This window comes from Flavobacterium sp. (assembly GCF_047602195.1).
In the GTDB taxonomy this organism is placed as follows: Bacteria; Bacteroidota; Bacteroidia; order Flavobacteriales; family Flavobacteriaceae; genus Flavobacterium.
This window is the reverse complement of the sequence record NZ_JASGHW010000004.1, coordinates 372,269-396,876: the sequence shown is the minus strand read 5'-3', so window position 1 is coordinate 396,876 and position 24,608 is coordinate 372,269. Positions and strand designations below refer to the sequence as shown.

Here is a 24,608-nt window from a genome sequence, read left to right as displayed (position 1 = left end):
CATGGAAAAAATACAGAAAATGGGACGGTATTACACCGCCATGCTCAAGACCATTTGCGGCACCGATTACGACAAGATCAAGGCTGCCTCGTTGGCTGCTTCTGTCGAACAGGATCAATATGACCCCGAATGTTTGGGTAGCTTTTGCGAAAACAAGCCGCCTTTAAAGAAACAAACCGAAAACCACTAACTCAATTTTGTCTCTCAGACCGCCTTTCGGGGCGGTTTGTTTTTTAACGGTCGAGCCATTTCCGGAATTCGGCAGTGTTGTCGATGCTCGAGACCACTTCGACTTCGGCCGGCGGCGACAATTCGATCTTGATGCGGCTGCGCGACCAGGCGATCATGTGCACGATGGCATCAAAGCCCACGATCATCTGGCGGTTGATCCTGAAAAACAATTTCGGGTCGACACGGTTGATGATGTTCTCGAGCGAATGGTCGATCAGGTACTTTTCATTGGTCTTGGTCACGAGCTGGGTGTAGCGTCCTTGCGTCATGAAATAGGCCACCTGCTGCACCGGGATGCTTTTCATTTTCTTGCCGCTCACAGCCAGGAAACGTTCCTGGAAACCTTTCTTTTGTTGCAGGTTGTCGAGCCGGCCGCCCACATCGATGCCGCGCATGGGGTTCGAACGGAATTTACCGATCGCGCGACCGAGCTCCTCACCCGAGAACGGTTTGAGCAGGTAGTCGATGCTGTTGAAGCGGAACGCACGTACGGCATGGTGGCTGCAGGTCGTGGTAAAGATCACCGGCGTGTGCAGTCCCATTTGCTCAAAAAGAGAAAATACGTTCTCGTCGTCGGTTTTGATGTCGAGGAAAATAAGGTCGGCCTCATTGCCGGAAAACCATTCGGCGGCATGCGCCATGTTGTCTGTTTTGTGGATTACCCGCAGGTCGGGCGCCACTTCTGCCAGCGTACTTTCGAGGTATTGGGAAGCGCCGGCTTCATCTTCGATTATAACCACCCGTATCATGCCATTGTGTATTTTAATGGGTGGGATGAGGGTTTGGTTTCTGTCCAATGCGGATCAGGAAGCGATGGGCTTCCCGTGGTAAAAAAGTCTGATTGCATGTTTGATTGATTGATGATTGATTTTTTGATTGTGGTAATTGTGATGATTGTATGTCGATTCTATGATGATGCGTCATTCTTATAAAGGTTGCAACCCCTTATTTTAAAAAAGTGTGTAAACCTACTTCAAATCTGAAAGTTGTCTGCCCACATTTGTCATGAAAGTGTGTATTAGTGTCGCGAAAGTAAGCAATGTTACAACTAAACCACGGTACAGGCAATGGTCCTTTTGGCTCAAAAACGGATTGTAAGACGTTTTGCCCAAAATCAGGCTTTTGAAATATGATATTTTAAAAATACTGGTTGCCAAACCTTTATCCGTTCATCGCCTACAGCTTTGCTATCTTTGTACGGAACGCCATCTACAACCTGCTTCCTTATGGGCCAATCCGCCGGCATATTGCTCTACAAAAAGACACCCGAACTGATGGTGTTGCTCGCGCATCCTGGCGGGCCGTTCTGGAAAAACAAGGATCGGGAAAGCTGGTCGATTCCCAAAGGCGAATTCACCGATGATGAAGATCCGCTCGATGCCGCCATCCGCGAATTCGAGGAAGAAACCGGTACCAGACCCGACGGCCATTTTATCGCATTGCAATCCGTTACACTCCAATCGGGCAAGACCGTGATGGCCTGGGCTCTCGAGGGCGACCTCAACGCAGAAACCCTCGTGAGCAATACCTTTGAGATCGAATGGCCGCCCCAGTCGGGCATCAGGCAAAGTTTTCTTGAAATTGATAAAGCCGAATGGTTTTCGGTTGAAACGGCACTTCAAAAAATCAATCCCGCACAACAAAGCTTCATATTGGAACTGGTCTCCAAATTGAACTGATTACTCGTTGTACATTTCCATCGTGAGCCGCGTTTCCTCGAGGTCGAGCTCGCGTTCGATCTTGCGCAGCACTTCTTCGTTGTTGCCTTCCAGGTGCAGTTGCTCGAGCTTCTGCCTTTCGACCTGGATCAAATCGATCTGGAGTTTGGTGAACTGGTTGAAGATGTCGGTGCCCAGGGTTTCGCCCTTGCCGAAATAATTGGCCGGCAGTTCGGTTTTTTGCAGACGGTTGTATTTGACCTCGTATTTGCTCTTGATGTTGTGCAGCAATTCGTCCTGCAACAGCGAAAGATTGTCCTCGATGTGCGTGATGGTTTGCGAGACGACCAGGTTGCGCACCTCATATTCTTCCGCATAGGCCGAATAGGGTTCGATCTTGAGTTTGCGGATCAGCCACGGCAACGTCAAACCAAGCAATACCAAAGTCGAAACGATGACGCAAAAAGTAAAATAAATAATCAGGTTGCGGTGTGGGAATGCCGTGCCATCGGCCAGGGTCAGCGGTAAGGCCAAGGCCGCCGCCATCGATACCACCCCGCGCATGCCAGCCCATCCGAACACGACCATGTTGCGCGGATCGAACGGCTCTTTGGTGCGGATTTTTTTGCTCAACATCCGCGGGACCAGCGTGGCCGGAACTACCCAGATGAAACGCACGGCAATCACAATGAAACTGATCAAAAGCCCCCAGATGACCAAGGAAGTGGTTGAATATTCTGAAATCCCTGCCATCACGCCGCGCAATTGCAGACCGATCAACACGAAAATCAATCCGTTGAGGATAAACACCACGACATCCCATACGCTCATCGCCATCATGCGGCTTTGGTGCGTGAATATTTTGGACGAACGAAACGACAAGTACAATCCCGTCGCAACGACAGCCAGTACGCCCGAAAAGTGAAAATGTTCCGCCAATAAATAAGCGGCGAACGGCGTCAGGAACGTCAAAGTCACTTCGATAATCGGATCGCAAACAAAGTATTTGTGGATCAGGTACATCGCATAACCGAGCGCCAACCCGATCGCAATTCCGGCCGTGGCCATGATCAGGAAACTCACGCTGGCTTGCCAGAAAAAGAAATTGCCGGCCGTAATGGCGGTAAGCGCATAGCGGTAGGCAATCAGGCCGCTGGCATCGTTGAGCAGACTTTCGCCTTCGAGTATGGTGATGAGCCGCGGTTGCAATCCGAGTCCTTTGGTGATCGAAGTCGCGGCAACCGCATCGGGTGGCGAAACGATGGCGCCGATCAAAAAGGCCAATGGCCAACTCATGTCGGCAATCAGGTAATGCGCGGCCACGGCGACGGCGGTTGTCGTAAAGAGCACCAAACCGATAGCCGCCAACGTTATGGGACGGATCGCTGCCTTGAAATCATGCCAGCTCGTATACCAGGCACCGTAATACAACAGCGGCGGCAGAAAGATGATGAAGACGATTTCGGGATCGAGCGCGATGACTGGAAGGCCAGGAATAATGCTGATCAGGACGCCGCTCAGGACGAGGACAATCGGGAAAGGGAAATTGAATCGTTTGCTGAGCAATCCCATAAAGGCGATGCCGAAAAGCAGCATCAAGATGACGGTAATGTTTTCCATGCCCGAATATACGAAGCTTTTTAATTTTTGGGAAACGTCGATTGGTAAGAAATCGATAAAAAAGTATGGGATAAAATCTAAAAAATTAAATTTTATTTCGATTATTTAAATTTAACCCTAATTCTTTAGGGGCTGTTTAAAAGTTATTATCCATTTTTATACTTTTAACCTGTAATTTTTTAGGGTTAATATTAAAATAAAACACATAATGAAGAAGCGCTGGGTCATTTCTTTTGGATTAATTACGGTGATTGCCTTGGCTGGATTGTGCTGGCCTGCACCTACCCAAACACCACAAATCGCCTTGCAATTCGGCAGCACCGATGCCATCGTCCCCGCCGATGTGGCCTGGCTGTTGACGGCTTCCTCACTCGTACTGCTCATGACACCGGGACTGTCGTTCTTTTATGGCGGCATGGTCGGCAAGAAAAATGTGATTTCGACGATGCTGCAGAGTTTCATCTGTCTGGGCGTGGTGAGTTTGTTGTGGGTCGTCGTGGGGTTCAGCCTTTCATTTGGCGAGCCGCTTGGTTTTGAGATCGACGGGCAATTTTACAGCCTGGTCGGCAATCCATCCACCTTTGCGTTTCTGGACCATGTGGGCGTTTTGCCGCACAAGACCATGGCCGCGACCCTTCCGTTTATGTTATTCGCCTTGTTCCAGATGAAATTCGCGATCATTACCCCGGCCATCATCACGGGTTCGTTCGCCGAACGTGTGCGGTTCATCTCGTTCCTGCTTTTTATCTGTTTGTTCACCTTGCTCATCTATGCGCCGCTGTGCCATTCGGTATGGTACCCGACAGGCATCCTCGGCACCTATTTCGGGGTCAAGGATTTCGCGGGCGGAACCGTCGTGCATATGAGCGCCGGATTTGCCGCGCTTGCTGGCGCGATGGTACTCGGCAAACGCAAAAATAGCCACCACATACCCACCAATATCCCGTTTGTGTTGCTCGGCACTGGCATGCTCTGGTTTGGCTGGTTCGGTTTCAATGCCGGATCAGCACTGGCTGCCAATGCCACCGCAGCGATGGCTTTCGCCACGACCACCACGGCTTCGGCTTCGGCCATGCTTACGTGGATTTTCTTTGAAAGACTCAACGGCCGCAAGGTCTCCGCTTTGGGCGCGTGCATAGGTGCCGTCGTAGGTTTAGTTGCCATTACTCCTGCGGCGGGCTATGTCACGGTCCCGCAAAGTTTGTTCTTCGGATTCATCACGGCCATCGTTTCGAACAAAGTATTGTCGTCTAAGGCGATGCAGAAAGTCGATGACACGCTCGATGTCTTTGCCTGCCATGGTGTGGGCGGTATCATGGGCATGCTGCTCACGGCCATTTTCGCACAGGGTGAAAATGCGAGCCTGCTGCACGGCGGTTGGAATGTCTTTGCCCACCACATGATGGCTTTGGTATTGGTATCGGTGTTTACTTTTTTCGGTTCGCTGTTGCTGTTTCGCATCACCGACTGGATCATCCCGCTGCGCGTCTCTGAAGCGGCCGAACACCAAGGACTTGATTTGTCGCAGCACGACGAAAGCCTCGAACACGGCAAACCCGTCCCGATGGGAATCATCGACTTGATGCGGTAGCTGTCATATTTTTGCGTACTTTCGGGAAAACAATCCACCGACATGAAACAGCTTTTCTCTTTGTTCGCCTTGCTGGCGTTCAGCCTTGTTTCCGCACAGACGGAAGCAGTCAACCAAACACTCGACGCTTGGCACAAAGCCGCCGCCGAGGCCCAATTCGACACTTATTTTTCGTTCATGACCGACGATGGCATTTTCATCGGCACCGATGCGACCGAAAACTGGAACCTCAAACAATTCAAGGATTTTTCCAAACCGTATTTCGACAAGGGCAAGGCGTGGAGTTTTACGGCCATCCAGCGTCACGTTTTCTTTAATGCTGCCAAAGACATGGCCTGGTTCGACGAATTGCTCGACACCCAAATGAAATTGTGCCGCGGTTCGGGCGTGATGCGCAAAGAAAACGGAAAGTGGAAAATCGTACACTATGTCCTTTCGATGACCGTTCCGAACGACAATATCGAGGCGGTCGTCAAACTCAAATCGGCTTTCGACGACAATTACGCCAAAAGCCTCAAAACCAAATAAATTCCGATAGGAAAACCATTCAGCACCATTTGCCGTATGTAAAGAGTTGAAAAACGTAAACGTGTTCAGCCTGGCTGAATGTATTTATTTCCTACCCAATTTTAAACGAAAATGCCGCTTATGAGGAGCGGCATTTTTATTTAGTGTTGTTTGTCCTTGAGGTGTTCGAGCATGTCAACGGTCATGTTCTCGAGACCGAATTCGTGTTTCCAGCCCCAATCCTCGCGCGCACGGCTGTCATCGATACTGGCCGGCCAACTGTCGGCGATTTTCTGACGGAAGTCGGGATTGTAGGAAATGGTGAATTCCGGAATGTGTTTTTGGATTTCGGCGGCGATTTGGGTTGGCGTAAAACTCATCGCGGCCAGGTTGTAGGACGAACGGATTTTGATGCTTTCCTCGGGCGCCTGCATGATGCTGATGGTCGCGCGGATCGCATCGTCCATGTACATCATCGGCATTTTGGTTTCGGAAGACAGAAAACATTCATACTTTTTGTCGGCCAAAGCCTTGTAATAAATATCGACTGCATAATCGGTGGTTCCCCCGCCCGGCGGTGTCGACCAACTGATGAGCCCCGGATAACGGATGCTGCGCACATCGACCCCAAAAATATTGTGGTAGTATTCGCACCATCTTTCGCCGGCCTGTTTGCTGATGCCATAAACGGTTGAAGGTTCCATCGTCGTGAATTGCGGGGTTTGTTCCTTTGGTGTAGTCGGCCCGAACACCGCGATGCTCGACGGCCAGAAGATTTTCTTGATCTTTTTGGCTTTGGCCAGGTTCAATACGTGGAACAGCGAGTTCATGTTCAAATCCCACGCAAAGGCCGGATTTTTCTCGGCGGTGGCCGAAAGCAGCGCCGCCATGAGGTAAACTTCATCAATCTGGTATTGTTCGATAATGTGTTCAATCTGGTTGAAGTCGAGCGCATTGACGACCTCGAACGGGCCGGAATTGACGACCTCGTTGTTGAGTTTGCGGATGTCGGAAGCGATGACATTTTCGGTACCGTAAATCGCACGGAGTTTGTGTGTGAGCTCGGTACCGATTTGGCCGCACGCACCAATAATCAAAATTTTTGTACTCATGAGTTGGTTGTTATAAGGGCGTAAAGATAACGTTTTCGCCAATTATTTTTTGGCCTTTCGGTGCGGATTATTTTAACAAAATTATAATTTCGATGCGGCTTTCGCGGGCCAACTTTCATTTTACCTTTGTAACTTTGCCGTTCAATCGAGATGCTTATGAAAACCAGGATATTCTGTTTGTTTTTTTCGCTGATGCTGCTTTTTTCGTGCCGCGATGAAGATGCCCAGCGCCAGGCTGCTTTAAAAGATGCCCAGAAAAAGGAACAGATTTTTACCAACATCAACAATGGGTGGAATTTTACCCCGCCTTCGCTCAACCCGCAAACGCAGGGCATGCTCAACAATTGGAGCGAACTGCGGCTGTTTTTGCAGGCACTCACACAGAAACCCAAGAGTTCGATTGGTGCGTTCCAGAAAAAATCAAAGGAATTGTCCACCAAGGCCAAGGATCTCAACAATAACATCCCGCAGGCGTTCAACAAACCCGAGGTCAAAAGCCGCATTTCGGTGCTGACGACCAAGATCAATTCGATCAACCTGTACATCAACCTACAGGAAATCCCCGACCAAAAGGTGGTGGGTTTGGTACGCGATGTCAATGAGGAATTGTTGGCCTTGTACCGCCAGATGGACGAAATCGTCCGCAAAAGCAACATCCCGAAAGAAGAAGGCGAATCGGATATGCTGCGCATGCTCGACACGGCGCGCGCCATCCCGAACACCAAGCCGATGGTACCGACAGGAATCCCGAACGCCGCTAAAACCCATAAACCTTGAGTAAAACCAACCTGTTCCACATTTACGACGATTCGGCTAAAGTCAAGCAAATTGGCGATAGTCTCCAACAGCCCGGCCGCAAAATCCATTTGAACGGATTGATCGGTTCCTCGTTGTCGTTTGTCGTGCAGGCGCTGTTCAAGAAATCGGACAATCCGTTCCTGCTTGTGCTCGACGACAAGGAAGAAGCGGCCTACCACCTTAACGACCTCGAACAGATGATCGGCGAGAACGACGTGTTGTTTTATCCGGGCTCGTACCGTCGTCCGTATCAAATCGAGGACACCGACAATGCCAACGTCTTGTTGCGCGCCGAAGTTTTGAACCGCATCAATTCACGCAAGAAACCCGCGCTCATCGTCACGTATCCCGAGGCAATTTTCGAGAAAGTCGTCACGCGCAAAGACCTCGAAAAGAACACGCTCAAAGTGGCCGTGGGCGACCAGATTTCGATCGATTTCATCAACGAAGTACTGTTCGAATACGAATTCAAACGCGTCGATTTTATTTCGGAACCGGGCGAATTTTCGGTGCGCGGCGGCATCATCGACGTGTTTTCGTTTTCGAATGACCATCCGTACCGCATCGAGTTTTTTGGCAACGAGGTCGACAGCATCCGGAGTTTTGATGTCGAGACGCAATTGTCGATCGAAAAACAAAAGAAAATCACGATCATCCCGAATGTCGAGAACAAATTCTTTCAGGAAAACCGCGAAAGTTTCCTCGACTACATCCCCGAAAATACGACACTGATCCTCCAGAACACCGAATTGCTGTTGGCCAAGCTGACGAAATTGTTCGAGAAATCGCAGGAGATTTTCGACAACCTCCATTCGACCGTCAACCACGTCGCGCCCGAACAATTGTTCCTGAATCGCGAGGCGTTTGCAAAGAAAGCGAGCGATTTTACCGTCGTCGAATTGGCCAAACCTTATTTCCAATCCGAAAAGGGTTTTGATTTCCACATCCAGCCGCAACCGTCGTTCAACAAGCAGTTCGATTTGCTTTTGAACAACCTCAGCGAGAACCAATTCAACGGCTACAAGAATTATTTGTTCTGTTCGAATGAGGCGCAGGCCAAGCGTTTTGATGATATTTTCGAATCTTTGGATGAAGCCAACCACGAGAACATCCGCAAGCAATACCACACGATTGTTTTCCCGTTGTACCAAGGGTTTATCGACGACGAAAACCAGATCGTGTGCTACACCGACCACCAGATTTTCGAGCGCTACCACAAGTTCAACATCAAGAACGGTTATTCGAAAAAGCAGACGATCACGCTCAAGGAATTGACTTCGTTATCGGTGGGCGATTATGTGACGCACATCGACCACGGCATCGGCAAGTTCGGCGGATTGCAGAAAATCCAGGTCGAGGGCAAAACGCAGGAAGCCATTAAATTGGTGTATGCCGACAACGACATCGTGTACGTGAGCATCCACTCGCTGCATAAAATCTCCAAATACAACGGCAAGGACGGCGCACCGCCCAAGATTTACAAGCTCGGTTCGAACGCCTGGAAAACGCTCAAGCAGAAAACCAAGGCGCGTGTCAAGCACATCGCGTTCAACCTGATCCAACTCTACGCCAAGCGCCGTTTGGAAAAAGGGTTCCAATATGCGCCCGACAGTTACCTGCAGAATGAGCTCGAGAGTTCGTTCATCTACGAAGACACACCCGACCAGATCAAGGCCACGGCCGAGGTCAAAGCCGACATGGAAAGCGACCGCCCGATGGACCGACTCGTCTGCGGCGACGTGGGTTTTGGCAAAACCGAAGTCGCGATCCGTGCCGCGTTCAAGGCCGTCGACAACGGAAAACAGGTTGCCGTTCTCGTTCCGACGACGATTTTGGCCTACCAACATTTCCGTACGTTTTCGGAGCGTTTGAAGGAAATGCCGGTGTCGATCGGTTATTTGAACCGTTTCCGTACGGCCAAACAAAAGACCGAAACCTTGAAACAATTGGAAGAAGGACGGCTCGATATCTTGATCGGGACGCACCAATTGGTCAATAAAAATGTCAAGTTCAAGAACCTCGGTTTGCTCATTGTGGACGAGGAACAGAAGTTTGGCGTCAACGTCAAGGACAAACTCAAGACGATTGCCGCCAATGTCGATACACTCACATTGACCGCCACGCCGATTCCAAGAACGTTGCAGTTTTCACTGATGGCCGCGCGCGATTTGTCGGTGATCACGACACCACCACCGAACCGTTACCCAATCGAGACGCAGGTCGTGAGTTTTAATGAAGAACTGATCCGCGACGCGATTTCGTATGAAATCCAACGCAACGGCCAGGTGTTTTTCATCAACAACAGAATCGAGAACATCAAGGAAATTGCGGGGATGATCCAACGTTTGGTGCCCGACGCGAAAGTCGGGATCGGACACGGACAGATGGAAGGCCACAAGCTCGAGGAACTCATGCTCGGTTTTATGAATGGGGATTTCGACGTGTTGGTTTCCACAACGATTATCGAAAGCGGACTCGACGTACCGAACGCTAATACGATTTTCATCAACAACGCCAACAATTTCGGACTGTCCGATCTGCACCAGATGCGCGGCCGTGTGGGCCGAAGCAACAAGAAGGCGTTCTGTTATTTCATCACGCCGGCCTACCACATGATGACCGACGATGCCCGAAAACGCATCCACGCCTTGCAGCAATTCAGCGAACTCGGCAGCGGGTTCAACATTGCGATGAAGGATTTGGAAATCCGCGGGGCAGGCGATTTATTGGGCGGCGAACAAAGTGGTTTCATCAACGAAATCGGTTTTGAAACCTACCAGAAAATCATGAACGAGGCGATTGAGGAACTCAAGGAAAATGAGTTCAAGGAATTGTACGAAACCGAAAACGACATCGAAACCAAGACCTATGTCAAGGAATTGCAATACGACACCGATTTCGAATTGTTGTTCCCGGACGACTACATCAACAACATTTCGGAGCGACTCATTTTGTACAACGAACTGAGTCTGGTCAAGAACGAAGAAGAATTGTCGGCTTACGAAAGCAAGCTCATCGACCGTTTTGGATTGCTTCCGAAACCGGCTTCGGCTTTGCTCAATTCGATCCGCATCAAGTGGATTGCATTGCAGTTCGGCATCGAGAAAATTGTGATGAAACAGGGCAAGATGATCGCCTATTTCGTATCGGACCAACAATCGGATTATTACCAATCCAACCGATTCCACAAGGTCTTGCAGTTCGTGCAGAAATACCCGGCGCTGTGCAAGATGAAGGAAAAACAAACACCGAACGGATTGCGTTTGCTGTTGACTTTTGAAAACGTGAAGTCGATCAGCAAGGCGCTGGAATTGATGGAACTGCTCGAAAATACATAAACCAACCTCATGGAAAACACCACCGATTTAATCCGAAAAGCATACGCTGCATTCAACGCGCGCGACATCGATGCGGCGCTTTCCACCTTTCATCCCGAAGTGGAATGGCCGCGTGCCTTTGTCGGAGGCTATGTAAGCGGACACGACGCCATCCGCGATTATTGGACCCAACAATGGACCGAGATCAATCCAACTGTAGCCCCCGTCGGATTTGCACCAAGACCCGATGGGACAATGGAAGTTTCTGTCCACCAAACGGTCAAAGATCCGCAGGGCAACCTCCTGTTTGATGGCATGGTCAAGCACATCTACACCGTACAGGACGATTTGTTGCGCCGAATGGACATCGAAACGGAATAACTCCAAACCGCATCAAACAAAAAACCACTCCTTTTGAGAGTGGTTTTTTCATTTATATAAAATTGGTTTAGTTCATCTTGACGATCTTGAAATTGGCTTCCTTGTCGTTGAACTTGAGCTTAAAGAAATAAGTTCCCGTCGCAAACGAAGCGATATCGACCTTGGTGTCCATCGCATTAATCTTTTTGTTGTAGAGCAATTGCCCAGCCACGTTGTATACCGAAACCGCGTCGATTGGCGTTTTGGATTGGATGGTTACCTGTCCACTAGTCGGGTTTGGATAATACAGGAAATCGATGTTCGGCTGGAAGCTTTCGGTTCCCAATACATTGAGGCAAGACACATTGGCCACATAACCTTCCTCGGTTACCCCGCCGTCGGCATAGAAACGAACGGTCAATGAGCCGTCGGCAGCCGTCGAGGTGAATGGGCCAGGAATATCGGTTCCGGTGAATCCGCCGCTGCTCAAGTCAGGTGCCGATGTGGAATTTCCGTCGTACACATACAGGTAGTCGTAATCGACTTCGAGGTCGAATTCGGTAAAGGTCAATTGGATTTTCTTGTTGGCCACATTCGGGATGATGACCCTTACATAGCTTTCATTGTTGGTGTATTCGTTGTTCGTGCCGCCCGTATCGGTAATTTGGATGTTGCTGCACCAGGCCGCCCCGGTCACGAAAACCTTACGGTCATTGGGCGCGGTGAGTCCGGCGCCGCAAATCGGGCGTACCCAAAACTTATAGAAGGTATTCGGGTTCAAACCAGAAGTCGAATAGGTCGTCGCTCCCACGGTCGTCCAAGTCGGGTTGTTGCTGGCGAATGGTGTCACGGCGACTTGCCATGAAGTCGCATCGCCGAGTTCGGTCCAGGTCACGGTTGCATCGGTTCCCACGACAGCCACGTTGACATCGGCTACCGCATTGATGCAGGTACTGATGCAATCGGTGCTGAGGCAGTTCGCGCCAGCAATTGCTGAAAGGATCTGGTTTCTCGGCTGGATTCCGAAACCGTTGTTGAAATTGATTCCGGCATCGGTCAAGTGGCAGTAGCTCATGATGGTGCCGCCTTCGGCTTGCGATGGGATGATCGGTGCATTGAAATCGGTGCATTCGGCGCCTTCCCAATCCTCGCCCAACGCATACGGACCACAGTTGTCGATGGCCGTATTGTTGCCGTTCCAGACACAGGCGTGTGTGTGCGGCGAACCGATCAGGTGGCCGAATTCATGCGTGATGACCATAATCGTCCACGAATAGGTCGGTACTTCCTGGTAACTGAAATTGACATCCGAATAGCTGAAGTTGTTCTGTGCGCACAATCCGTCGATGGTTACGGCCACACCGCCCAATCCGCCCGGATCGATGCCGACCAATTGCCCGAGGTCGCCGTCAAAAGCCGGACGCAAATCGTTGAATTGGTACAAATAATCCGAAGAACTTTCGCCTTCATACGGATCGTCGGTCGTCCAAACGTAAGTCGACTTGAGCGATACGGTAATGAGGTCGTTTTCATACAAGGTCTGGACTTCGTTGAACACAAGCGTCGCCCAGTTGTTGGTATTGGTCACGCTGCTGCCGTTGGCTTGGTAGAGGTTGTAATCCATTTCCATGTACATGGTCACGCATTTGGGTGCGACACCTTCTGGGTTGCGGTTGGAAATGGTTTGTCCTTCCTGCAGCACATCTTTGGTTTGGCAAGAAAAATGGTTGAGCAATTTGAGGTCGCGGTCCGAGTAGACGATGTAATCCGAGGTGTTGTTGGCCTTGTCCAATTTCCCGATGACGAGGTTTTGGAGGTTCTTGCCCGAGATAAATCCACCGAATTCCCCTTTAAAGAAACTGAATGACACCACCGAGTTCTGGTCGCCCTTGATGATGCCGCGGTAGTAAATTCCGGGTTCGTAGGTTACATTTTTGGCCTGGTCGGTATCGGCGTGGAAGCCGTTGGCAAATGGATTGACCTTGTACAATTGGGTCTTGATCGTCTGGCCCAGATACGGGATCTCGAGTTCGATGTATTCGTGTTTGGCCGCCATCAGGTGGGTCAATTCCTGGGTGTTGAGTTTGGCATAGGTCGCTTTTTCAACAGCGGTGCGGTTCTGGTCGTTGGCAATGCCATCGGAAACGGTCAGCATCGAAACGCGTTTGAAGTCTGCATTTTGTGAGACCAGTTGGCCCACTTTGGTAGCCACGGCTTTCTGCGCGAAGCTGGCCACCGATGCAAACAACAGCATCATAGTAATTATTTTTTTCATAGTTTTTTAGATTAAGTAAAAGCCATCAAATGTAAACAATATTTCAAGCGGGACAACAGTTTCATCCATATTTTTCACCGCTAGAAATAAAAGAAAGCATCGGCTAAGTGTTCTATTTTGAATTGGTTACCGTCTTTGGCAATGGCCATAATGTCGAAACGCACGTTCACCTCCAAATTATGCGCATTCACATACTGGTTTACGGCTTTGACGAGCAATTGGATTTTTTGGGGCTTGACAAAATCCTGCGGCAACCCAAAGTCAATGGACGAGCGTGTCTTGACTTCGACGACCGCCAAAACATTTCCTTTTTGCGCAAGGATGTCGATTTCGGCTTTTTGGAACACCCAATTGGTCTCGAGGATTTCATAACCCTCCTGCCGAAGAAATTCGGCGGCCATTGCTTCGCCGAGTTTGCCGAGTTCGTTGTGCTGGGCCATTTTTAGATCGTCAGATTATTGGATTTTCAGATTTTCAGAAATGGGGTGAGTTTTTGTTCGATTTCAGATTCGTCGTTGATTTCGAGCACCTGCCAAGGAATCGGGGCGGTTGATTGTTGCAGATCGAAAATGGCTTTTTTTCGCTCGGCATATTGTGCCCTGCCTCTTTCCAGAAATGCTTCAACACCGTCGTATTTCTCCATCGATGCTTTCATGTCCGGCTTTTGCAGGTATTGCTCCAGAAAATGATCGATTTTGTTGTGACTGACATACCAGATGGATTCTATTTCCCATCCATTTTCCACGAGTTGGTCTTTCATCGCAACGAATTGCTCCTGCGTTTTGGGATAACCGTACAGCAGCACCTTTTGTCCTTTGTGCCTGTCGAGTTCAACCAACACCAATCTTTGCAGCAAAACATCCGGGATGATTTCCGCTTGACCCAAATAGGATTGGATTGCTGTGCCGAGCTCCGATTCTTGCCTGAATTCTTTGCGGACCATTTCGCCCAAATTCAAAACAGCCGCATCCCATTTCTGGCTAAAAACTGCTGCCGTTTTGCCGAAGGAAATCGGGTGGTCCAAAAAAAGAAGGTGAAATGTTCCCATTTTAACCCTTATTCAAATTTGACCGTCGAACCCGCATCGGTGACTTCAATAGATACGGTCTTGCCAAAAATCATCGCGCGGTTGTCTTTGATGTGCCCCGCCGGGAAATTGTAGATGATTGGGAATTTGTAGTCTTTGAGAACGTCCTGTACGATTTGCAGCGCGTCCTTGCCCCACGGGATGTCGTTGTCGTTCATTTCGGTCATGCCGCCGATGACGACCGCCTTGAGTCCATCGAAATAGCCATTGCGTTTGAGGTTCATCATCATGCGGTCGATGTGGTACAGATATTCGTCGAGGTCTTCGATGAACAGGATTTTGCCTTTGTAATCGATTTCCGATTTCGAACCCATGACGCTGTACAGCACCGATAAATTTCCGCCGACGAGTTCGCCTTTGGCCTTGCCATTTTTATTGAACGGCGCATCGGGAAGTTTATACGACAACGATTCGCCGAACAATGCTTTTCGGAATGATTCGATTGCTTCAGGCGTTGCAGTCTTGGCGCTCACGGCCATCAAGCTGTGGATTGTTTCGATGCCCATGTTGTTGAGATGACTGTGCAACACGGTCACGTCGCTGAAGCCACAGATCCATTTGGGCTTTTTCTTGAACGCCGTAAAGTCGATGCGGTCGATAATCCTGACCGTTCCGTAACCGCCCTTGGCTGCCCAAATCGCCTTGATCTTAGGGTTGTCGATCATTTCCTGGAAATCGGTGGCGCGTTGCCAATCGGGGCCGGCGAGCTGGTGGTCTTCCTTGCCGATGGTTTTGCCGAGTACGACGTTCAGTCCCCAGCTTTCCAAAAGTTTAACGGCAGGTTGTAGCGTTGCGGCGTCTATTTTTCGGGCCGTGGCGACAATGGCCACGGTATCGCCTTTTTGTAAAAATTCGGGTGTGATCATTTTTCTTTGTGCTAGTGTGGTTTGGATGAAAAGTCCGAGGAAGATTAGGGAAAGGATTTTTGGATTTTTCATGGTGGTTTCAGTTGTGACAAATATATTAATTTGTTGTTGTGTCATTTCGACCGCAGGGAGAAATCTCAAATTATTAGCCTGCGGCATGAATTTCTCCCTGCGGTCGACTCGAGCTTGCGACTGGCGAAGCAAATAGCTCCTCATAAAAACTTTGCAACCCTGCATCTTTGCGACTTTATAACTTTCTAGCTTTAAAGCTGTAAATTCCTTATTTTTGCAGTCGCTCGAGGGAAATTCTTCCCGAACAGACGAAGTAATTTTTACACTATGTTACAAAATCCTAAAAGATATACCATTACGGCGGCGCTGCCTTACACGAACGGACCGATCCACATCGGGCATTTGGCGGGCGTTTACGTACCCTCCGATATTTATTCGCGTTACCTGAGACTGCAAGGCAAGGATGTGGCGTTCATCTGCGGCAGCGACGAGCACGGCGTGGCCATTTCGATGAAAGCCAAGAAAGAAGGCATCACGCCGCAGCAGGTGATTGACAAATACGACGCGATCATCCGAAAATCGTTTGTGGATTTCGGGATTTCGTTCGACAATTATTCGCGTACGTCTTCGCAAATCCATCATGATACGGCTTCGGCATTTTTCCGCAAACTGTACGACGAAGGCAAATTCATCGAGGAAGTCACCGAACAGTTGTATGATGAGAAAGCGGGGCAGTTTTTGGCCGACCGTTTTGTGATCGGGACTTGTCCGAAATGTGGCAATCCGGAAGCTTATGGCGACCAATGTGAAAACTGCGGCTCGTCATTGAACGCGACCGATTTGATCAATCCGAAGTCGACTATTACAGGCGAAACACCCGTGACCAAATCGACCAAGCACTGGTTTTTGCCGCTCGACCAATACGATGCGTTTTTGCGCGAATGGATTCTCGTCGGACACAAGAACGACTGGAAACCGAACGTTTACGGACAAGTCAAGTCGTGGCTCGATGAAGCCGGTGGTTTGAAACCACGTGCCGTGACGCGCGACCTCGATTGGGGCATCGACGTTCCGGTGGAAGGCGCGACGGGCAAGAAATTGTATGTGTGGTTTGACGCACCAATCGGTTATATTTCTTCGACCAAGGAATGGGCCCAGCGCGAAGGCAAAGATTGGGAACCGTATTGGAAATCGGACGACACCAAGCTCGTGCACTTCATTGGCAAGGACAATATCGTGTTCCACTGTGTGATTTTTCCAGCGATGCTCAAGGCCGAAGGTTCGTATATTTTGCCCGACAATGTGCCGGCGAATGAATTTTTGAACCTCGAAGGCAATAAATTATCGACCTCTAAAAATTGGGCGGTTTGGCTGCACGAATATTTGGAAGAATTTCCGAACCAGCAGGATGTTTTGCGTTACGCACTGACTTCGAATGCACCCGAAACCAAGGACAACGATTTTACTTGGAAAGATTTTCAGGCCAGAAACAACAACGAACTCGTCGCGGTTTTTGGAAACTTCGTGAACCGCGTGGTCGTGTTGACGCATAAATATTACGACGGCATTGTCCCGACGCCGAACGAACTCAATGACATCGACACCAAGACCTTGGCCGAAATGCGTGCGTATCCGGCGGTGATTGCGAGTTCGATCGAACGTTACCGTTTCCGCGAAGCCTTGAACGAACTCATGAATTTGGCGCGTCTGGGCAACAAATACCTGGCCGACGAAGAACCGTGGAAACTGGTCAAGGAAAATCCGGAGCGTGTGAAAACACAAATGTGGGTGGCTTTGCAGATTGCAACTGCGCTCAGTGTTTTGAGCGAACCGTTTTTACCGTTCACATCTGAAAAATTGAAGCGCATTTTGGGCGTGCATCCAAGTCCTGCTGAGGTGATTGATTGGGATGAAGTGGCCAAAGCCGAAACGATTTTGTCCCCTGGAACCCAAATCGGTCAGGCCGAATTGCTGTTTACCAAAATCGAAGACGAACAAATCCAGAAACAAATCGACAAATTAGAAGCGACCAAAACCGCGAATAAAAATCAAAATAAAACGGTGGAGCCCCAAAAAGATTTGATTCAATACGACGATTTCGCCAAGATGGACCTGCGCGTCGGGACGATTCTCGAAGCCGAGAAAATGCCGAAGGCGAACAAATTGTTGATTCTTAAAGTCGACACCGGGATTGATGTACGTACGATTGTTTCGGGTATTGCTGAAAGTTTTTCACCCGAAGAAGTCATCGGTAAAAAAGTAACCGTTTTGGTCAACCTCGCACCGAGAAATCTGCGTGGCACCGAAAGTCAGGGCATGATTTTGATGACCAACAACGCCGAGGGCAAATTGGTTTTTGTCAATCCGGATGCGGAGGTTTCGAACGGGGAAACCATTAATTAAAAAATAGCCACAAATGCACGAATTATTTATTAGCATACAAAAAATTCGTGTATTCGTGGCGAGAAAAAAATTATGAAAATCAAAGTCATCGCTTTCGACGCCGACGACACCTTATGGGTCAACGAGCCGTATTTCCAGGAAACCGAAGAAAAATTCTGTGACCTGCTCGCGCCGTATTTGTCCAAGCATACGTTGTCGCAGGAATTGTTCAAGACCGAAATCGGGAATTTGCGGCTGTACGGTTATGGCATCAAGGGGTATATCCTTTCGATGATCGAGGCCGCGCTACAGATTTCGAACCATACCATCAGCAATGAGGTCATCGCCAAGATTATCCAATATGGCAAAGAACTTTTGGAGCACCCGATCGAATTGCTCGATGGCGTGGAGCAAACGCTGCAAACGCTCAAGCAAGACTATAAACTCGTGGTTGCGACCAAAGGCGATTTGCTCGACCAACGCCGCAAACTGCACAACTCAGGGCTCGGCAAATATTTCCACCACATCGAGGTCATGAGCGACAAGCAGGAAAAGGATTATTCCGATCTCGTGACGCGTCTCGACATCCATCCTTCTGAATTTTTGATGATCGGCAACTCGCTCAAATCGGATGTGTTGCCCGTGCTTGGCATTGGCGGACACGCGATCCACATCCCGTTCCATACGACCTGGGCGCATGAAAAAATTGACCACAAGGTGGAACACCCGAACTTCAAAGACTTTGAAAAAATCACCGACGTACTGACGTTATTCCAATAATGAACACTTTTTTAGACCTTGACCATTGGCCGCGTAAGGAACATTTTCATTTCTTCCGCCAATTCGAAGAACCGTTTTTCGGTGCAGTCGTTGAAATCGATTGTACCAAAGCGTATGACAAAGCCAAAGCGTCGGGCGTTTCCTTTTTCCTGTATTACCTGCACAAAACGCTTGTGGCGGTCAACGCTGTCGAAGCATTTCGCTACCGCATTTTGGAAGACCAAATCGTCATCCATGACCGCATCGATGGCTCGGCTACGATCAGCCGCGAAGACGGATCGTTTGGGTTTTCGCTTATCGAATTCCATCCTGATTTTGAAACTTTTTCCCAAAAAGCACTGCTCGAAATCGAGCGCGTCAAAAACACGCCCGGTTTGTTTACGCGCAGTTTTGACCAGGACAACCTGATCCATTTTTCTTCGATTCCGTGGGTCAATTTTACTTCATTGTCGCATGCGCGCAGTTTCCGTTTTCCGGACAGTTGCCCAAAAATCTCGTTTGGGAAAATGATAGTCTCCGAAAGCGGCAAACGAACGATGAACATGTCCGTACACGTGCACCACGCACTGGCCGATGGTTTGCATGTAGGCCAATTCGTCGATGGGTTCCAGGAAGAAATGAACCGCTAGGCTATTTGCCGAGCAGCAACAGGTCGTTGATTACTACTTCGGTGATGTACCGCTTTTCGCCATTCTTATCGTCGTAGCTGCGGTGTACAAGCTTGCCTTCGATGGCAATTTCTTTTCCTTTGGTGACGTACTTTTCGAGGATTTCTGCGGTCTTGCCCCAGGCCACTACTTTGTGCCATTGGGTTTCCTCTACCTTTTCGCCTTGGTCGTTTTTGTAGACCTCATTGGTGGCAAGGGTCAGTTGGGCCAGTTTTTTTCCGCTGTCGAAGTTTTTGATTTCGGGGTCGTTCCCGAGGTGTCCAATCAATTGGACTCTGTTTCTGAGTGCATTCATGGCGTATAAAATTTTAAATGGTTTTGAAATTTGTTCCTGGTAAAAGTAAGATTCCTTTTGGCAACGGCACTACAGATTTTCTGTAATTATTCGGCATATAGTCCCGCAAGGTTAATCACCGAAAGTTGGAAGTCAGAATTTATTGCTATATTTGATTGACTTTTAGCCCCCCAAACCAACCAAAAACTGTTCGAAACCCCAATAAAAATGGGTGTTTCCGTAAAAGCAAAAAAGGACCAACCCCAAATTGTATGAAAAAAATAGACCATTCTTTTCTTTCGGCACTTTTCCTTCTGCTTGTCATTATTTTCCTTCATTTCACCCTGATGCCGCGTTGGGATTTCCGTACCGCCGAAGGCCCGCTTTCTGAATTCTCAGCCAACAGGGCGATGGCCCAAATCAAGGAAATGACCAAGGCGCCCCATTATGTAGGCTCTGAAAACCACAAAACCGTTGCCGCTTATCTTGAAAAAGAAATGCGTCAAATGGGGCTCGAAACCCAGACCGAAGAAGGCACCACGCTTTCCGACTGGGGCAATCTCGTGAAATCGAAAAACATCCTGGCGCGCATCAAAGGCTCCGGAAACGGCAAGGCTTTGTTGTTGCTTTCGCATTACGACAGCGCGCCGCATTCGGCTTCGAAAGGGGCCAGCGACGATGCTTCGGGTGTGGCCACGATCCTTGAGGGCATCCGCGCTTTTTTGCACAACAAGACCCCGCACAAGAACGACATCATCATTTTGTTTACCGATGCCGAAGAACTCGGGCTCAACGGTGCCGCACAATTCGTCACCCAAAATAAATGGGCCAAAGACATCGGGCTCGCGCTCAACTTTGAAGCGCGCGGAACCTCCGGGCCAGGTTACATGCTCATGGAAGTCAACAACGGAAATGCCGAAATGGTCAACGCTTTTGCTACAGCCGATGCCGAATATCCGGTCAGCAATTCGCTCATGTACAGCATTTACAAGATGCTGCCGAACGACACCGATTTGACCGTGTTCCGCGAGCAGGGAAAAATCCAAGGATTCAACTTCGCGTTTATCGACAGCCATTTCAATTACCATACGGCCCAGGACGATTATGCACATCTGGACCAAACCACACTGATGCACCAGGGCAGTTACCTGATGCCGTTGTTGGCGCATTTCTCGAATGCCGATTTGGCGCATCTGGACAGCGCCGATGATCAAGTGTATTTCAACGCGCCTTTTGTTTTTGTGCACTATCCATTCGGTTGGAATTTCCCATTGCTGATCGTGGCCAGCCTGTTGTTTGTGCTGCTGGTCTTTATCGGATTGGGCAAACGGACACTCAACATGGCTGAAATCGGGAAAGGGTTTGTGCCTTTGCTCGGGGCCATTTTGCTGGCCGGGGCGATTGCGTTCTTCGGATGGAAATTGCTGCTGGCGATCTATCCGCAATACAACGACATCCTGCAAGGGTTTACCTATAACGGCCATGCCTATATCGCGGCGTTTGTGCTGTTGGGCTTGTCTGTCGCTTTCCTGTTTTATGGGCGGATCAAATCGGATATGCAGGTTTCGAATTATTCGATTGCGCCTTTGCTGCTGTGGATCATCGTCAATTTTGCCGTGGCATTCCAATTGCCGGGCGCCGGATTTTTTATCATCCCGGTGTTCTGCAGTTTGCTGATGCTGGCCTTTTACGTGGTCACGCAAAAAACCAACGCGTTTTTGAATTTGCTGCTGAGCATTCCGTCGATGGTCATCATCGCGCCTTTTATCGTGATGTTCCCGATTGGCCTCGGTTTGAAAATCCTTTACGGAAGCGTCATCCTGACGGTGTTGGTTTTCGCCCTGCTGCTCCCGGTATTTGGCAGTTTTTCGCGCAAATGGTTGTGGTCGTTTATCTTCTTTGCCGTTTCGATTGGATTCTTTGTCAAGGCACACCTCAATTCCGGTTACGAACTGGGCAAAGCCAAACCGAACAGCCTGCTTTATGTGTACAATGCCGATAAAGACCGTGCCGACTGGGCGACTTACGACCAGAACCTCGACGAATGGACAAAAATTTATTTGGGCGACAACCCACAACCGGCCACGCATTTGAACAGCCTGCCGTTGTTCAGCAAATACGATTCGAAATTTACCTATGCCTACAATGCCCTCGTCCGCGACATTCCGGAACCGACGATTGCTTTTGTCAAGGATTCGGTCATCGGGAAATACCGTTACCTCAAGATCAAGATCAGCCCGAACCGAAAAGTCAACCGCTATGATATTTTTGCCAACGAGAATATGGTATTCCACCACCTCAAGGCCAACGGCGCAACGGCTTTGGAGCAAAAAGGCTCGCTTTACCAGCGCAACGGCAAGAAAATCATCAGTTATTATGTAGTGGACAATCAGCCGCTCGAACTCCAATTCGCCATCCCGAAAGCGACTGCGCTCGACATGCAATTGATGGAATCCTCATTTGATTTGATGAACAACCCGACTTTTGCGATGGAGAAACGCAAAAATACCATGATGCCGACGCCGTTTGTGCTCAACGACGCAGTGGTCGTGATCAAAAAAATAAAACCAACGCCAAAAGTGGCGGTCGCCGTTCCGGTGCAAAAGAACTTTTCGTACCACACCAATACCACGCGCGACACGATTCCCGATCCGGAAATCAACAACCCAGAAGTAGAAAATTGACACCTTAGCCATGAAAACCATCAGCATTCTCGGCTGCGGCTGGCTCGGCATTCCGCTAGCAGAGACCTTGATCGACAAAGGATTTTTGGTCAAAGGCTCGACGACTTCTCAGGCCAAAATCAAGCCGCTTGAAACAAAAGGCATCCAAATGTTTCAGGTTTCGCTTGAAGCCGATGCGGTCGAGGGCGACATCGACAATTTCCTCAAAGGTTCGGAAGTATTGATTATCGATATTCCGCCGCGCTTCCATTTTTCACAAAAAATCGCGACGCTGGTCCCTTTTATCCAGTCGTCCGGGATTCAAAAAGTATTGCTGGTCAATTCGATTTCGATCTACGCCGATAGCGACACGGTAATCACCGAGGACCAGATTCCGAATCCAAAAACCGACAAAAGCCACCAATTGTTCGCCGCCGAAAATACGCTTCAAAACCAAACCGGTTTCCAAACCACGGTGTTGCGGTTCGCCGGTTTGGTCGACGAAAAACGCCATCCGGTAAAATACCTCGCCGGGGAACAAAACCTTGAAAATCCCGATGCGCCTGTCAACCTGATCCACAAACAGGATTGCATCGGCATCATTTTGAAAATCATCGAAACGGGAACCTGGGGCGAGGTTTTCAATGCCGCGGCGCCATTCCATCCTACGAGGGAAAAGTATTACACCCAAAAAGCGCAGCAGTTTCATTTGGCTGCGCCCCAATTCGATCATTCGAAAAAGTCCAGTGGCAAAACCATCGATTCTTCGAAATTGCAACGAATGCTCCATTACGAGTTCCAATTCCGCGAATTATAACCTAACTTTACCTTTCGGAATTCAATCGTATGAGCAACAAGGAAAAGGCCATCAGCACCACCTACCTGAGCATTTTGGGCAATATAGCGCTCGCGTTGTGCAAGGGCATCGCGGGTTATTTCGGGAATTCCTATGCGTTGATTGCCGATGCGATCGAATCGACCACCGATGTTTTTGCTTCGGTGCTCGTGTTGTTTGGGCTCAAGTATTCTTCGCGTCCCGCCGACGAGAACCATCCGTACGGCCATGGAAAAGCCGAGGCGCTCGTGACCTTTGCCGTCGTCGGATTTCTCGTGATTTCGGCCACGGTCATTGCTTATGAAAGTATCGGGCACATCCGCACACCGCATAAGGTTCCTGAAAAATTTACGCTGTTTGTCCTGGGCGGCATCGTCATCATCAAGGAAATTTTCTACCGCATCGTATCGAAGAAAAGCGACGAGACCAACAGTTCCTCGCTCAAGGCCGATGCGTGGCACCACCGTTCGGATGCGATTACCTCGGCGCTCGCCTTTATCGGGATTTCGATTGCGATTTTTATGGGTCCGGGTTATGAAACTGCCGACGATTGGGCCGCTTTGCTCGCCTCGGGCATCATTGTGTACAATTCGTGGCTCATTTTCCGACCGGCCTTGGGCGAAATCCTCGACGAGCATTTTTACGACGACCTGATTGTCAAAATCCGTGACATTTCGCTGACCATTGAAGGTGTGATCGATACCGAAAAATGCCATGTGCGCAAAACCGGGATGACTTATTTTGTGGATTTGCACCTGACCGTCAATGGCCAGATTTCTGTTTCCGAAGGACACGAAATTGCGCATCGGCTCAAGGATACTTTGCAACAGCATCTCCCCGAAATCGCCGATGTGTTGATCCATGTCGAACCTGATGATTTGGTTTAATTTCTATAACACTCCCTAAATACTACCAAAATGAACCCAAAAGACTTGACCGAATTGACCAACGAAGAATTGTTGCACGAAGCCAAAAAAATGAAATCGACCAAGATTTACGATGCCGTGATCATCGGTTTCTTGGTGGGCGTGGCCGTTTACAGCGCCGTTAGAAATGGTTTTGGATTGTTGACTTTCTTGCCGCTGGTCTACCTGCCGATTGCCGCCAGGAACAAGACCCGCAATGAAGCGGTGGAAAAACTATTGAAACAGCGCGATTTGAAATAAACAAGCGCCGGAAATCAAAAAAAGCGTTCGGTTTCCCGAACGCTTTGTCTATTATAAATTTCTTTCTTTTATACTTGCCTTGATTTCGGCAATCCTTTTCCGGGTCAATTCTTCCATACAATTGGCGTGGATCAGCGGTTGGATGCTGCCGCCTTCATATTGTGAGGCGTCAAACTTGCAATGGGAATCCCGGAATTTGACCCAATCTTTTTCGGCTTGGATGAGCAATACTTTTTCGTCCTTGTCCAGAAGCGCCATGAGCTGTTTGTAGGCTTTGTTGAGTGCTGCGTCCGCTTTTTTGTATTTCGCCTGCGCGTCGGCATTCATTTCTGATTGGGTTTGGGCCAATGAAATGCCGGTCATGCCCAAGAACAGCGCGATAAAAAAATACCTCTTTTTCATATCT

23 protein-coding genes are annotated in these 24,608 nt (G+C 49.2%); 14 read left to right on the top strand and 9 right to left on the bottom strand.

What is annotated here, in order from left to right:
• Window position 1 precedes the first annotated feature (1 nt).
• Window positions 2–190, top strand: a complete 189-nt coding sequence (locus QM717_RS08135) for a hypothetical protein (RefSeq protein ID WP_415036662.1) — start codon at window positions 2–4, stop codon at window positions 188–190.
• A gap of 43 nt (window positions 191–233) precedes the next feature.
• Here QM717_RS08135 and QM717_RS08130 read toward each other — a convergent pair whose 3' ends face one another.
• A complete protein-coding gene (locus QM717_RS08130) occupies window positions 234–980 on the bottom strand; it encodes a LytR/AlgR family response regulator transcription factor (protein ID WP_415036660.1) in 747 nt (248 codons plus the stop codon).
• 477 nt (window positions 981–1,457) lie between these two features.
• On the opposite strand from QM717_RS08130, the gene QM717_RS08125 reads away from it, so the two are divergent.
• On the top strand, window positions 1,458–1,910 hold the full coding sequence (locus QM717_RS08125; protein WP_415036658.1) for an NUDIX domain-containing protein: 453 nt from the start codon (window positions 1,458–1,460) through the stop codon (window positions 1,908–1,910).
• Here QM717_RS08125 and QM717_RS08120 read toward each other — a convergent pair whose 3' ends face one another.
• Complete coding sequence (locus QM717_RS08120; protein ID WP_415036656.1) at window positions 1,911–3,509, bottom strand: Na+/H+ antiporter; 1,599 nt, start codon at window positions 3,507–3,509, stop codon at window positions 1,911–1,913.
• A 208-nt stretch (window positions 3,510–3,717) separates the two neighbouring features.
• Here QM717_RS08120 and QM717_RS08115 point away from each other — a divergent pair, with 208 nt between their 5' ends.
• Together QM717_RS08115 and QM717_RS08110 are read left to right on the top strand one after the other, a co-directional pair.
• Window positions 3,718–5,100, top strand: a complete 1,383-nt coding sequence (locus tag QM717_RS08115; RefSeq protein WP_415036654.1) for an ammonium transporter — start codon at window positions 3,718–3,720, stop codon at window positions 5,098–5,100.
• A gap of 42 nt (window positions 5,101–5,142) precedes the next feature.
• Window positions 5,143–5,628 carry a nuclear transport factor 2 family protein gene (locus QM717_RS08110; RefSeq protein ID WP_415036652.1) on the top strand — a complete coding sequence of 162 codons (486 nt, stop codon included), beginning with the start codon at window positions 5,143–5,145 and terminating at the stop codon, window positions 5,626–5,628.
• A gap of 140 nt (window positions 5,629–5,768) precedes the next feature.
• Here the strand turns inward: QM717_RS08110 and QM717_RS08105 are convergent, their stop codons facing one another.
• Window positions 5,769–6,719 (bottom strand): L-threonine 3-dehydrogenase, encoded by a 951-nt coding sequence (locus tag QM717_RS08105; RefSeq protein ID WP_415036650.1) that lies wholly within the window; start codon window positions 6,717–6,719, stop codon window positions 5,769–5,771.
• A gap of 156 nt (window positions 6,720–6,875) precedes the next feature.
• On the opposite strand from QM717_RS08105, the gene QM717_RS08100 reads away from it, so the two are divergent.
• Genes QM717_RS08100 through QM717_RS08090 form a run of 3 tightly spaced genes read left to right on the top strand, consistent with a single transcriptional unit; the run spans window position 6,876 to window position 11,215 of the window.
• Window positions 6,876–7,496 carry a hypothetical protein gene (locus tag QM717_RS08100; RefSeq protein ID WP_415036648.1) on the top strand — a complete coding sequence of 207 codons (621 nt, stop codon included), beginning with the start codon at window positions 6,876–6,878 and terminating at the stop codon, window positions 7,494–7,496.
• Between the two features lie 20 nt (window positions 7,497–7,516).
• Window positions 7,517–10,855, top strand: a complete 3,339-nt coding sequence (gene mfd, locus QM717_RS08095) for a transcription-repair coupling factor (RefSeq protein WP_415040101.1) — start codon at window positions 7,517–7,519, stop codon at window positions 10,853–10,855.
• A gap of 9 nt (window positions 10,856–10,864) precedes the next feature.
• Window positions 10,865–11,215 carry a nuclear transport factor 2 family protein gene (locus QM717_RS08090; protein WP_415036646.1) on the top strand — a complete coding sequence of 117 codons (351 nt, stop codon included), beginning with the start codon at window positions 10,865–10,867 and terminating at the stop codon, window positions 11,213–11,215.
• 67 nt (window positions 11,216–11,282) lie between these two features.
• On the opposite strand, the gene QM717_RS08085 is transcribed toward QM717_RS08090, so the two are convergent.
• From QM717_RS08085 to QM717_RS08070, 4 genes are all read right to left on the bottom strand, one after another.
• Window positions 11,283–13,469 (bottom strand): M12 family metallo-peptidase, encoded by a 2,187-nt coding sequence (locus tag QM717_RS08085; RefSeq protein ID WP_415036644.1) that lies wholly within the window; start codon window positions 13,467–13,469, stop codon window positions 11,283–11,285.
• 80 nt (window positions 13,470–13,549) lie between these two features.
• The gene (locus tag QM717_RS08080; RefSeq protein WP_415036642.1) at window positions 13,550–13,909 is read right to left on the bottom strand and encodes a YraN family protein; all 360 of its coding nucleotides are present in this window, start codon (window positions 13,907–13,909) and stop codon (window positions 13,550–13,552) included.
• Window positions 13,910–13,935: 26 nt separating this feature from the next.
• Window positions 13,936–14,517 carry a nucleoside monophosphate kinase gene (locus QM717_RS08075; protein ID WP_415036640.1) on the bottom strand — a complete coding sequence of 194 codons (582 nt, stop codon included), beginning with the start codon at window positions 14,515–14,517 and terminating at the stop codon, window positions 13,936–13,938.
• 8 nt (window positions 14,518–14,525) lie between these two features.
• Window positions 14,526–15,494, bottom strand: a complete 969-nt coding sequence (locus tag QM717_RS08070; protein WP_415036638.1) for a S66 peptidase family protein — start codon at window positions 15,492–15,494, stop codon at window positions 14,526–14,528.
• 267 nt (window positions 15,495–15,761) lie between these two features.
• Between QM717_RS08070 and metG the strand changes: the two genes are divergently transcribed.
• The 3 genes from metG to QM717_RS08055 all read left to right on the top strand — a co-directional run bounded on the left by metG (window position 15,762) and on the right by QM717_RS08055 (window position 19,225).
• Window positions 15,762–17,837 carry a methionine--tRNA ligase gene (gene metG / locus QM717_RS08065; RefSeq protein ID WP_415036636.1) on the top strand — a complete coding sequence of 692 codons (2,076 nt, stop codon included), beginning with the start codon at window positions 15,762–15,764 and terminating at the stop codon, window positions 17,835–17,837.
• Between the two features lie 72 nt (window positions 17,838–17,909).
• Window positions 17,910–18,596, top strand: coding sequence for an HAD family hydrolase (locus QM717_RS08060; protein WP_415036634.1), 687 nt, complete (start codon window positions 17,910–17,912; stop codon window positions 18,594–18,596).
• Complete coding sequence (locus QM717_RS08055; protein ID WP_415036632.1) at window positions 18,596–19,225, top strand: CatA-like O-acetyltransferase; 630 nt, start codon at window positions 18,596–18,598, stop codon at window positions 19,223–19,225. Before QM717_RS08060 ends, QM717_RS08055 begins: the two co-directional genes overlap by 1 nt.
• A gap of 1 nt (window position 19,226) precedes the next feature.
• On the opposite strand, the gene QM717_RS08050 is transcribed toward QM717_RS08055, so the two are convergent.
• Entirely contained in the window at window positions 19,227–19,559 is a 333-nt protein-coding gene (locus tag QM717_RS08050; RefSeq protein ID WP_415036630.1) for a single-stranded DNA-binding protein, read from the bottom strand.
• A gap of 251 nt (window positions 19,560–19,810) precedes the next feature.
• On the opposite strand from QM717_RS08050, the gene QM717_RS08045 reads away from it, so the two are divergent.
• The 4 genes from QM717_RS08045 to QM717_RS08030 are packed head-to-tail and all read left to right on the top strand — an operon-like array spanning window position 19,811 to window position 24,202.
• On the top strand, window positions 19,811–22,222 hold the full coding sequence (locus QM717_RS08045; RefSeq protein WP_415036628.1) for a M20/M25/M40 family metallo-hydrolase: 2,412 nt from the start codon (window positions 19,811–19,813) through the stop codon (window positions 22,220–22,222).
• A 10-nt stretch (window positions 22,223–22,232) separates the two neighbouring features.
• Window positions 22,233–23,018: an NAD(P)H-binding protein gene (locus QM717_RS08040; protein ID WP_415036626.1), complete on the top strand. Its 786-nt coding sequence runs from the start codon at window positions 22,233–22,235 to the stop codon at window positions 23,016–23,018.
• A gap of 29 nt (window positions 23,019–23,047) precedes the next feature.
• The gene (locus QM717_RS08035; protein ID WP_415036624.1) at window positions 23,048–23,923 is read left to right on the top strand and encodes a cation diffusion facilitator family transporter; all 876 of its coding nucleotides are present in this window, start codon (window positions 23,048–23,050) and stop codon (window positions 23,921–23,923) included.
• Between the two features lie 30 nt (window positions 23,924–23,953).
• Window positions 23,954–24,202: a hypothetical protein gene (locus QM717_RS08030; RefSeq protein ID WP_415036622.1), complete on the top strand. Its 249-nt coding sequence runs from the start codon at window positions 23,954–23,956 to the stop codon at window positions 24,200–24,202.
• Between the two features lie 51 nt (window positions 24,203–24,253).
• Here QM717_RS08030 and QM717_RS08025 read toward each other — a convergent pair whose 3' ends face one another.
• Entirely contained in the window at window positions 24,254–24,604 is a 351-nt protein-coding gene (locus QM717_RS08025) for a lysozyme inhibitor LprI family protein (protein ID WP_415036620.1), read from the bottom strand.
• Window positions 24,605–24,608: the final 4 nt, after the last annotated feature.

Excerpts from the sequence above, each read along its gene's own strand:
- QM717_RS08135 (WP_415036662.1), top strand. The coding sequence starts at position 2 with ATGGAAAAAATACAGAAAATGGGACGGTATTACACCGCCATGCTCAAG.
- QM717_RS08130 (WP_415036660.1), bottom strand. The coding sequence starts at position 980 with ATGATACGGGTGGTTATAATCGAAGATGAAGCCGGCGCTTCCCAATAC.
- QM717_RS08125 (WP_415036658.1), top strand. The coding sequence starts at position 1,458 with ATGGGCCAATCCGCCGGCATATTGCTCTACAAAAAGACACCCGAACTG.
- QM717_RS08120 (WP_415036656.1), bottom strand. The coding sequence starts at position 3,509 with ATGGAAAACATTACCGTCATCTTGATGCTGCTTTTCGGCATCGCCTTT.
- QM717_RS08115 (WP_415036654.1), top strand. The coding sequence starts at position 3,718 with ATGAAGAAGCGCTGGGTCATTTCTTTTGGATTAATTACGGTGATTGCC.
- QM717_RS08110 (WP_415036652.1), top strand. The coding sequence starts at position 5,143 with ATGAAACAGCTTTTCTCTTTGTTCGCCTTGCTGGCGTTCAGCCTTGTT.
- QM717_RS08105 (WP_415036650.1), bottom strand. The coding sequence starts at position 6,719 with ATGAGTACAAAAATTTTGATTATTGGTGCGTGCGGCCAAATCGGTACC.
- QM717_RS08100 (WP_415036648.1), top strand. The coding sequence starts at position 6,876 with ATGAAAACCAGGATATTCTGTTTGTTTTTTTCGCTGATGCTGCTTTTT.
- QM717_RS08090 (WP_415036646.1), top strand. The coding sequence starts at position 10,865 with ATGGAAAACACCACCGATTTAATCCGAAAAGCATACGCTGCATTCAAC.
- QM717_RS08085 (WP_415036644.1), bottom strand. The coding sequence starts at position 13,469 with ATGAAAAAAATAATTACTATGATGCTGTTGTTTGCATCGGTGGCCAGC.
- QM717_RS08080 (WP_415036642.1), bottom strand. The coding sequence starts at position 13,909 with ATGGCCCAGCACAACGAACTCGGCAAACTCGGCGAAGCAATGGCCGCC.
- QM717_RS08075 (WP_415036640.1), bottom strand. The coding sequence starts at position 14,517 with ATGGGAACATTTCACCTTCTTTTTTTGGACCACCCGATTTCCTTCGGC.
- QM717_RS08070 (WP_415036638.1), bottom strand. The coding sequence starts at position 15,494 with ATGAAAAATCCAAAAATCCTTTCCCTAATCTTCCTCGGACTTTTCATC.
- metG (WP_415036636.1), top strand. The coding sequence starts at position 15,762 with ATGTTACAAAATCCTAAAAGATATACCATTACGGCGGCGCTGCCTTAC.
- QM717_RS08060 (WP_415036634.1), top strand. The coding sequence starts at position 17,910 with ATGAAAATCAAAGTCATCGCTTTCGACGCCGACGACACCTTATGGGTC.
- QM717_RS08055 (WP_415036632.1), top strand. The coding sequence starts at position 18,596 with ATGAACACTTTTTTAGACCTTGACCATTGGCCGCGTAAGGAACATTTT.
- QM717_RS08050 (WP_415036630.1), bottom strand. The coding sequence starts at position 19,559 with ATGAATGCACTCAGAAACAGAGTCCAATTGATTGGACACCTCGGGAAC.
- QM717_RS08045 (WP_415036628.1), top strand. The coding sequence starts at position 19,811 with ATGAAAAAAATAGACCATTCTTTTCTTTCGGCACTTTTCCTTCTGCTT.
- QM717_RS08040 (WP_415036626.1), top strand. The coding sequence starts at position 22,233 with ATGAAAACCATCAGCATTCTCGGCTGCGGCTGGCTCGGCATTCCGCTA.
- QM717_RS08035 (WP_415036624.1), top strand. The coding sequence starts at position 23,048 with ATGAGCAACAAGGAAAAGGCCATCAGCACCACCTACCTGAGCATTTTG.
- QM717_RS08030 (WP_415036622.1), top strand. The coding sequence starts at position 23,954 with ATGAACCCAAAAGACTTGACCGAATTGACCAACGAAGAATTGTTGCAC.
- QM717_RS08025 (WP_415036620.1), bottom strand. The coding sequence starts at position 24,604 with ATGAAAAAGAGGTATTTTTTTATCGCGCTGTTCTTGGGCATGACCGGC.